The organism is Kitasatospora sp. NPDC059571, assembly GCF_042735675.1.
GTDB lineage: Bacteria > Actinomycetota > Actinomycetes > Streptomycetales > Streptomycetaceae > Kitasatospora.
In genome coordinates, this window is the sequence record NZ_JBHWBW010000363.1 from 1 (window position 1) to 8,160 (window position 8,160).

At 75.8% G+C, this 8,160-nt stretch carries 7 protein-coding genes; 1 reads left to right on the plus strand and 6 read right to left on the minus strand.

All coding sequences use genetic code 11. The annotated features are described in order from the left end of the window. Window positions 1-53: 53 nt before the first annotated feature. The 4 genes from ilvD to ACFV0G_RS29570 all read right to left on the minus strand — a co-directional run bounded on the left by ilvD (window position 54) and on the right by ACFV0G_RS29570 (window position 5,095). Window positions 54-1,898, minus strand: coding sequence for a dihydroxy-acid dehydratase (gene ilvD / locus ACFV0G_RS29555; protein ID WP_380554670.1), 1,845 nt, complete (start codon window positions 1,896-1,898; stop codon window positions 54-56). A gap of 137 nt (window positions 1,899-2,035) precedes the next feature. Beyond that, window positions 2,036-2,800 (minus strand): class I SAM-dependent methyltransferase, encoded by a 765-nt coding sequence (locus ACFV0G_RS29560; RefSeq protein ID WP_380554673.1) that lies wholly within the window; start codon window positions 2,798-2,800, stop codon window positions 2,036-2,038. A gap of 51 nt (window positions 2,801-2,851) precedes the next feature. Continuing rightward, window positions 2,852-3,664 carry a sugar phosphate isomerase/epimerase family protein gene (locus tag ACFV0G_RS29565; RefSeq protein ID WP_380554688.1) on the minus strand — a complete coding sequence of 271 codons (813 nt, stop codon included), beginning with the start codon at window positions 3,662-3,664 and terminating at the stop codon, window positions 2,852-2,854. Between the two features lie 474 nt (window positions 3,665-4,138). After that, window positions 4,139-5,095: a Ppx/GppA family phosphatase gene (locus tag ACFV0G_RS29570; protein WP_380554676.1), complete on the minus strand. Its 957-nt coding sequence runs from the start codon at window positions 5,093-5,095 to the stop codon at window positions 4,139-4,141. Window positions 5,096-5,222: 127 nt separating this feature from the next. Here ACFV0G_RS29570 and ACFV0G_RS29575 point away from each other — a divergent pair, with 127 nt between their 5' ends. Next, window positions 5,223-5,978 carry an alpha/beta fold hydrolase gene (locus tag ACFV0G_RS29575; protein WP_380554679.1) on the plus strand — a complete coding sequence of 252 codons (756 nt, stop codon included), beginning with the start codon at window positions 5,223-5,225 and terminating at the stop codon, window positions 5,976-5,978. Between the two features lie 162 nt (window positions 5,979-6,140). Here the strand turns inward: ACFV0G_RS29575 and ACFV0G_RS29580 are convergent, their stop codons facing one another. Continuing rightward, a complete protein-coding gene (locus ACFV0G_RS29580; RefSeq protein WP_380554682.1) occupies window positions 6,141-7,427 on the minus strand; it encodes an SUKH-4 family immunity protein in 1,287 nt (428 codons plus the stop codon). Next, on the minus strand, window positions 7,424-8,160 hold a 737-nt coding region (locus ACFV0G_RS29585; protein WP_380554685.1), incomplete at its 5' end, for a toxin glutamine deamidase domain-containing protein. The genes ACFV0G_RS29585 and ACFV0G_RS29580, both read right to left, overlap by 4 nt.

The following is an 8,160-nucleotide window of genomic DNA, read 5'->3' on the forward strand; positions in this document are numbered from 1 at the left end:
GGGCGGAGCCGCCCCCGGGCGGGGGCGGCTCCTCCGGTCGTGGCGGGTGCGGCTCAGCCGAGCTTGCTGACGTCGCGGACGGCGCCCTTGTCGGCGGAGGTGGCCATCGCGGCGTACGCCTTGAGGGCCTGGCTGACCTGGCGCTGACGGTTCTTGGGGCGGTAGCCGCCCTCGGCCTCCAGCTTCAGCCGGCGCTCGTGGAGCTCCTCGAAGGAGACCTCCAGGCTGATCTTCCGGCCGGGGATGTCGATCGCGATGAGGTCGCCGTCCTCGACCAGGGCGATGGTGCCGCCGGAGGCGGCCTCCGGGGAGGCGTGGCCGATGGAGAGGCCGGAGGTGCCGCCGGAGAACCGGCCGTCGGTGATCAGCGCACAGGCCTTGCCGAGGCCGCGGCCCTTGAGGAAGGAGGTCGGGTAGAGCATCTCCTGCATGCCGGGGCCGCCCTTGGGGCCCTCGTAGCGGATGACGACGACGTCGCCCTCCTTGACCCGCTTGGCGAGGATCGCCTCGACGGCGTCCTCCTGGGACTCGACGACCACGGCCGGGCCGCTGAACGTCCAGATCGACTCGTCCACGCCTGCGGTCTTCACGATGCAGCCGTCCTCGGCGAGGTTGCCGTACAGCACCGCGAGGCCGCCCTCGACGGAGTAGGCGTGCTCGACGCTGCGGATGCAGCCCTTGGCGGCGTCGGTGTCCAGGGACTCCCAGCGCTCGGACTGCGCGAAGGCCTCGGAGGTGCGCTTGCAGCCGGGGGCGGCGTGCCACAGCTCGACGGCCTCCGCGGACGGCGAGCCGCCGCGGATGTCCCAGGTCTTCAGCCACTCGGTGATCGAGTCGGCGTGCACGGTGTGCACGTCCTCGTTGAGCAGGCCGCCGCGGTACAGCTCGCCGAGGATCGCGGGGATGCCGCCGGCCCGGTGCACGTCCTCCATGTAGTACGAGCCGTTCGGCGCGACCTTGGAGAGGCAGGGCACCTTGCGGGAGATGGCGTCGATGTCCCGCATGTCGAAGTCCAGCTCGGCCTCCTGGGCGGCGGCGAGCAGGTGCAGGATCGTGTTGGTGGAGCCGCCCATCGCGATGTCCAGGGCCATCGCGTTCTCGAACGCGGCCCGGGTGGCGATGTTGCGCGGCAGCACGGACTCGTCGTCCTGGTGGTAGTGCCGCTTGGTGATCTCGACGACCGTCTGCCCGGCGCGCTCGTAGAGGGCGCGGCGGGCGGTGTGGGTGGCGAGCACCGAGCCGTTGCCCGGCAGCGAGAGGCCGATCGCCTCGGTGAGGCAGTTCATCGAGTTGGCGGTGAACATGCCGGAGCACGAACCGCAGGTCGGACAGGCGTTCTCCTCGATGATCGCGATGTCCTCGTCGGAGACGGACTCGTTGACCGCCTGCGAGATCGCGTCGACCAGGTCCAGCTTGCGGACGGTGCCGTCGACCAGCGTCGCCTTGCCGGCCTCCATCGGGCCGCCGGAGACGAAGACCGTCGGGATGTTGAGGCGCAGCGCGGCCATCAGCATGCCCGGGGTGATCTTGTCGCAGTTGGAGATGCAGATCAGGGCGTCCGCGCAGTGCGCGTTGACCATGTACTCGACCGAGTCGGCGATCAGGTCGCGGGAGGGCAGCGAGTACAGCATGCCGCCGTGGCCCATCGCGATTCCGTCGTCGACCGCGATGGTGTTGAACTCGCGCGGGATGCCGCCGGCCTCCTTGATCGCCTCGGAGACGATCCGGCCGACCGGCTGGAGGTGGGTGTGGCCCGGCACGAACTCGGTGAAGGAGTTGGCCACCGCGATGATCGGCTTGCCGAAGTCCTCCCGGGCTACGCCGGCGGCCCGGAGAAGGGCGCGGGCGCCCGCCATGTTGCGGCCGTGGGTGACGGTACGGGACCTCAGCTCGGGCATGCGCTCCACTCCTTCGGGGCCTGCGGCGCGGCCGCTGTGCTGGTGGGAGGGTGCACGGCCGCTGTCCTACCGAGGTTACGCCTCCCCGTCCGCGCCGCGGACGCGTTGTCCGCGATGCGGTCAGGGTGTCCGGCGGGTCAGGCGGGGGTGCGGGCCACGAAGAGCTCGAGCAGGTACGGCTCGGTGAGCAGGCCGTCCGGGAAGGCGGCGAGCAGCGCCGCGCGCTCCGCCGCCAGCACCGGTGCCCGCTGCTCGGCGGGGAGTACCGCGACGTACGAGCGCGAGGTGAGGTCGTCGAGGTGGCTGTCCACGGTGACCCGGCGCTCCCAGTGCAGCCGGACGGTCTGCGTCGCGAGCCCGTGCCCGGACAGCTCGGCGTGCGCCAGCGGCGACCCGCTGTAGTAGTGGTACGAGGGCAGGGCCGCGGCGAGGCGCTGCTCCTGCTCCGCGAACCATCCGGCGGCGCGGTCCTTGACGTTCCACCACAGGGCGAGCGCGCCGCCGGGGCGCAGCACCCGCACCGCCTCCGGCACGGAGCGGGCCGGGTCCGTCCAGTGGAAGGCCTGGGCGTAGGTGATCAGGTCGGCGGAGCGGTCGTGGCAGGGCAGCGCGTCGCCGACGCCCTTGACCACCGGGATCTGCGGGGAGACCACGTGCAGCCGGGCGGCCATGCCGGCGCTGGGCTCGACGGCGATCACCCGGGCGCCGCGGGCCGCGAGCAGCCGGGTGGCGATCCCGGTGCCGGCGCCGACGTCGAGCACGTCGGCGTCCCGCAGCGGGCGGCCGGCGAGCCGTTCCAGCTCGTCGAAGAGCTCGGCCGGGTAGGACGGGCGGGCGGCGTCGTACTGCTCGGCGACCGGGCCGAACGACATCGCATGGGCCTGCAGCTGAAGATCCGTCATGGTCCCCTCCGTACGCGATCCGTCACTGCCAGGGTAGCCCCGGGGGCGGGTTCAGCCCCGGGCGGGGCGGCGGGCGGGGGTGGCCAGGTGGAGGCGGGTGAAGGCGAGCGCCTCGGCGAGGTCGGCCTCCTGCTCGGCGGGGGTGGCGGCGCGGCGGGTGTTGACCTCCAGCACCACGTGGCCGTCGAAGCCGTCGCGGGCCAGGCGCTCCAGCAGGGCGGCGCAGGGCTGCTTGCCGCGGCCGGGGATCAGGTGCTCGTCCTTGCCGGAGCCGGAGCCGTCGGCGAGGTGGATGTGGGCCAGCCGGTGGCCCATCCGGTCGGCCATCTCCAGGGCGTCGATCCGCGAGGTGGCGGCGTGCGAGAGGTCGATGGTGAAGTGCCGGTACTCCTCGTCGGTGACGTCCCAGCCGGGCGCGTAGGCCAGCATCTCGCGGTCCTTGTACCGCCACGGGTACATGTTCTCGACCGCGAAGCGGACATCGGTCTCGCCCGCCATCCGGGCGATGCCCTGGACGAACTCGCGCGCGTACTGGCGCTGCCAGCGGAACGGCGGGTGGACGACCACGGTGTCCGCGCCCAGCTTCTCGGCGGCGGCCCGGGCCCGGACGAGCTTGGTCCACGGGTCGGTGGTCCACACCCGCTGGGTGATCAGCAGGCAGGGCGCGTGGACGGCGAGGATCGGCATCCGGTGGGCGTCGGAGAGCCGGCGCAGCGCCTCGATGTCCTGGCTGACCGGGTCGTTCCAGACCATCACCTCGACGCCGTCGTAGCCGAGCCTCGCGGCGAGCTCGAAGGCGGTGGCGGTGGTCGACGGGTAGACCGAGGCGGTGGAGAGCGCCACCTTGGTGTCCGGCACGTGCAGGCCGGGGTGCGGGGGCAGGACCAGCCGGTCGGTGGTGCGCAGCAGCGGTGCGTTCTGCGGCTGCTTGCGGCGGGCCTCCTTGACGGCGCGGGCCACCTTGGCGACCTTCGCGGACTTGGCGGCGGTCGCGCTCTGGACGGACTTGGCCGACTTCGCGGTGCGCGCGGCGGCGCCCTTCGCGGTGCGGGAGGCGGCGCCCTTGGCCGTCCGGGACGCGGCGGCGGCGCGCTCGCCGAGGCTCTGCCGCGCGTCGGCGCCGGGGTCGCCGGCCCGGCGCTGCGGCTGGGTCCCGGCCCTGGCCCGGCGCGGGCGGGCTGCCCGCCGTGCGCCCTCGTCGGCGTCGCGGCCGGCCGGCGCCGCGTCGTCCTCCGCTGCATCCGCCACGGGACACAGGGTATGCGCCGTCGCGGACGAATGGGGCGGACCGGGAGAAGGGTGGGCCACGTCTCACCCCGGCGGCGTGCTCCGCCGGGGTCAGGAGGTGAGGGCGGCCCGCCGCTCGGAGGGGCTGTCGAGGGCGTCCAGGCGGCGCAGGATGATGCCCTCGCGCAGCGCCCACGGGCAGATGTCGAGGGTGTCCAGGCCGAACAGGTCCATGGCCGCGTCGGCGACCAGGGCGCCGGCCAGCAGCTGCCGGGCGCGGCCCTCGGAGACGCCGGGGATCCGGGCCCGCTCGGCGACCGTCATGCCGGCGAGCCGGGGCAGCCAGGCGGCGAGGCCGCTGCGGGTGAGCCGGCGGGGCACCCGCGGGCCGGCGTCGGCCGGGGCGGCGCCGGTCATCCGGGCGAGCTGCTTGAAGGTCTTGGAGGTCGCGACGGCGTGGTCCGGCGCGCCCTGTCTCGCGAACTCGCCGGCCGTCCGGGCGATCTCCGCGCGGATGTGGCGGCGCAGCTCGCGGACGTCCTCGGGGTCGGCGACGTCGCCGGGCAGCCGGGCGGTGAGCCGGCCGGCGCCGAGCGGCAGCGAGATGGCGACGTCGGGCTGCTCGTCGAGGCCGCAGGCGATCTCCAGCGAGCCGCCGCCGATGTCGAGGTTGAGCAGCCGGCCGGAGGACCAGCCGAACCAGCGCCGGACCGCCAGGAAGGTCAGCCGGGCCTCGTCCTGGCCGGACAGGACGCGCAGTTCGATGCCGGTCTCGGCGGTGATCCGGGCGAGCACCGCCTCGCCGTTGGCGGCCTCGCGGACCGCTGAGGTGGCGAACGGCAGTATGTCGACCACGCCCTTGTCCTCGGCGACCGCGAGCGAGGAGGAGACCATCCCCACCAGGCGCTCGACCCCGACGTCGGTGATCGCCCCGGCGTCGTCGAGCAGCTCGGCGAGCCGCAGCTCGGCCTTGTGCGAGTACGCGGGGAGGGGGGCCGCACCGGGGTGCGCGTCCACCACGAGGAAGTGGACGGTGTTGGAACCTACGTCGAGGACACCGAGTCGCATAGCGGTCCACGCTACGCGATCCGGCCCGCGGACCAGCCCGGATCCCGCCGGACGGATTGCCGACGGCGCCGCGGCGGTCCACCCTGGGCACCGGGCAGTCCTCCACCACCACCGAGAGGAAGCACACATGACGATCCGTCATCGATCGGTCGGCACCGGCGGGCAGCGGGTGATCGTGCTGCACGACTGGTTCGGGACCAGCTCCGGCTGGGGGTCCTTCCTGGACTACCTGGACGGCGACGCCTTCAGCTACGTCTTCCTCGACTACCGCGGCTACGGCGAGCGGGCCGACGTCGCGGGCGACTACACGCTGGCGGAGATCTCCTCGGACACCCTGGCGCTGGCCGACCGGCTGGGCTGGGAGGACTTCTCGCTGGTCGGCCACTCGATGGGCGGCAAGGCCGCGCAGCGGGTGCTGGCGGACGCCCCGGAGCGGGTCCGCAAGCTGGTCGGGGTCGCGCCGGTGCCGGCCTCGGCCTTCCCGCTGGAGGGCGAGGCGTACGAGCTGTTCCACGGGGCGGCGGGGCAGCCGGCGAACCGCAGGGCAATCCTCGACCTGGTCACCGGCGGCCGGGCGGGCGCCGCCTGGCTCGACCGGATGACCACCCAGTCGCTGACGGACTCCCGCGCGGACGCGTTCGCCGCCTACTTCACCGAGTGGACGACCCGGGACTTCGCGGCCGACGTGGCCGGCCGACGGCTGCCGGTGAAGGTGTTCGTCGGCGAGCACGACGCGGCGCTGACCGCGCCGGTGATGGAGGCCACCTGGCTGGCCCACTACCCGGGTGCGGAACTGGAGACGCTGGCCAACTGCGGCCACTACCCGATGTACGAGCTGCCGGTGGCGTTCGCGACCGCCCTGGAGGCGTTCCTGGCGGACTGAGCGGGCCCGGGCCGGTCGGCGCGGGGCGGCGGGGAGTTGCGGCCCCCCCCCCGGCGGCGCCGAGCACGCCCGCCCCCCGCGGGGGGGGCGCGGCGTGCGCGGGCGCGGGCGGGGGGGGGGGGGGGGGGGGGGGGGGGGGGGGCCCCCCCCCCCCCCGGCGGCTCAGAGCAGGCCGTGCCAGAGCTGTTCGACGAGCACCGCCCACCAGTTCTCGGGATCGGTGAAGACGGTGCCGTCCAGGGCGGCCAGCGCCCACTGGAACTCGGCGACGGCGGCGCCGGCCGCGTACGGGTGCAGCCCGCGCAGGGCGGGGAGCCGTTCGGCGGCGAGGGCCAGCGAGCGGGCGAAGGCGGTCACGTCGGCGTTGCAGTAGCGGGCGGTGGCGGTGTCCGGGTCGATCGCCCGGACCCGGCCCTGCGCGGTGTCGACGGTGACCAGCGCGTGCCCGTCGCCGCCGAGCACGACCTGGCCGAGCAGCCCCTGCCGGGCCCCGGCGGTGGCGGACCCGCCGCGGCCGAGCGCGGCGAGGTGCCCGGCGGCGTCGGGCAGCGGAGCGCCGGTGCGGGTGCCGTCCAGGACGCCGTCGGACTGCGGGTGGTGGACGGTGAACAGGCCGTCCACGGCGATCGGCAGCCCGGCGTCCAGCAGCGGGCGGGCCACCGCGTCCGGGAGGTCGGCCGCGGCCACCGCCGCCGGGTCGAAGCGGCGCACGCCGTCCGCGCCGAACACGGCGGCCAGCCGCGCCGCCACCGCCGGGCCGGCCTCCGGCGGCGCGGGCGGCACCGTGCGGGGGAAGGGCACCCGGTTCGGCCGCACCCCGTCGGCCGGGGGCAGCGCCCGGACGGCCTCGGCACGGCCGTCGAAGCGCGGCCCGTACCGGAGGCCGTGGGTCACCGGCACGCCTGGCAGCGCCGCCGCGACCGCGTGCGCGGCGTACCCGCCGGGCAACGCGGCGAGCCGCAGGTCGGTGTGCACCCCGAGCACGTCCTGCAGCGGCACGCCCTGCCCGCGCAGCTGCTCCCAGGCGCGCAGCGCCGGGTGCGGGAGTCCGTGCGCGGACGCGACCGTGAGGCTGTGCTCGGCGCCCAGGGCGTCGCGGTGGCGGATCACGGCGCGGGTGCCGGGTCCGGTGGCGGGCGGGAGCGAGGGGTCGTAGCCGCTGGCGCCGAGGTGGTCCAGGTAGAGCCGGACGACGTCCGGGACGGGGACGGACGGCCAGACGGTGAGGTCGCCGGTCAGCCGGTCGACGACGCCGCAGGCGGCGCCGATCTCCTCCGGGGCGCGCCGCTCCCCGGTCAGCGGGTCGACCTGGACGGGGGACGGCTCCGGCCAGACCACCCAGCCGTGCTCGAACTCGTGGCTGTGCACCCGGCGGGCGGCGGCATCGGCCGGCAGCGCGCCGTGGATCCAGCGGTGGGCGGCCTCCAGGGCCTGCTCGCGGGTGGTCATCGGCGGGTGCTCCCGGCGGCGGTGCGGTGGACGGTGAGCCGGGACCGCGGGGGCGCGGGCTCGGCGGGGCGGGGGTCGGCGACGGCGGCCGGGACGGGCTCCGGCACGCTCGCGGCCGCCGGTGCGGGCTCCGGTGTCGGGGCCGGCTCCGGTACGGCCGTGGACGGGGCCGCGGCGGGCAGCGCCGCCGGGGCCTCGCCCAGGTCGAGCGGCCGGCAGCGCTCGTCCACCGCGATCGCCCACAGGCCGTGGTCCGCGGGGTACAGCGGCTCGCCGGCGACCCGGCCGGTCTGCGGGTCGAGGTAGGCGAGCCGGTCGCCGTGGTTGACGGCGTTCCAGCTGTGCGAGCGGCCGAAGGCGTCGAGGGTCAGCAGCACGGCCTGGGCGCCGGGGCCGGAGCGCAGCAGCACCTCGGCGAGCCGGGCGAGCGCACCCGCCCCGTCGCCCAGGTCCCGGAAGCGCGTGCCGAGCTCGCGCTCGGCGCGGTCCCGCCCGCCGCGCTCGCCCGCCGGGCCGTCCGGCAGCCGCGGGGCGGCGCAGACCGGCAGGCCGGCCAGCGTGTCGACGGCCGACAGCGCCACGTCCACGCAGTTGTTGGCGCGGCCGGCCTCGCGGTGGCCGCCGCCGTTGAGCGCCTCGGCCCACGTCCCGGCGGCCGGGTCCCCGTACGGCACCGTCGCGCCGTCGGCGGTCCGGGGCACCCGGCGTTCGAGCTCGGCCTGGTGCACCGGGT

Excerpts from the sequence above, each read along its gene's own strand:
- ACFV0G_RS29560 (WP_380554673.1), bottom strand. The coding sequence starts at position 2,800 with ATGACGGATCTTCAGCTGCAGGCCCATGCGATGTCGTTCGGCCCGGTC.
- ACFV0G_RS29570 (WP_380554676.1), bottom strand. The coding sequence starts at position 5,095 with ATGCGACTCGGTGTCCTCGACGTAGGTTCCAACACCGTCCACTTCCTC.
- ACFV0G_RS29575 (WP_380554679.1), top strand. The coding sequence starts at position 5,223 with ATGACGATCCGTCATCGATCGGTCGGCACCGGCGGGCAGCGGGTGATC.
- ACFV0G_RS29580 (WP_380554682.1), bottom strand. The coding sequence starts at position 7,427 with ATGACCACCCGCGAGCAGGCCCTGGAGGCCGCCCACCGCTGGATCCAC.
- ilvD (WP_380554670.1), bottom strand. The coding sequence starts at position 1,898 with ATGCCCGAGCTGAGGTCCCGTACCGTCACCCACGGCCGCAACATGGCG.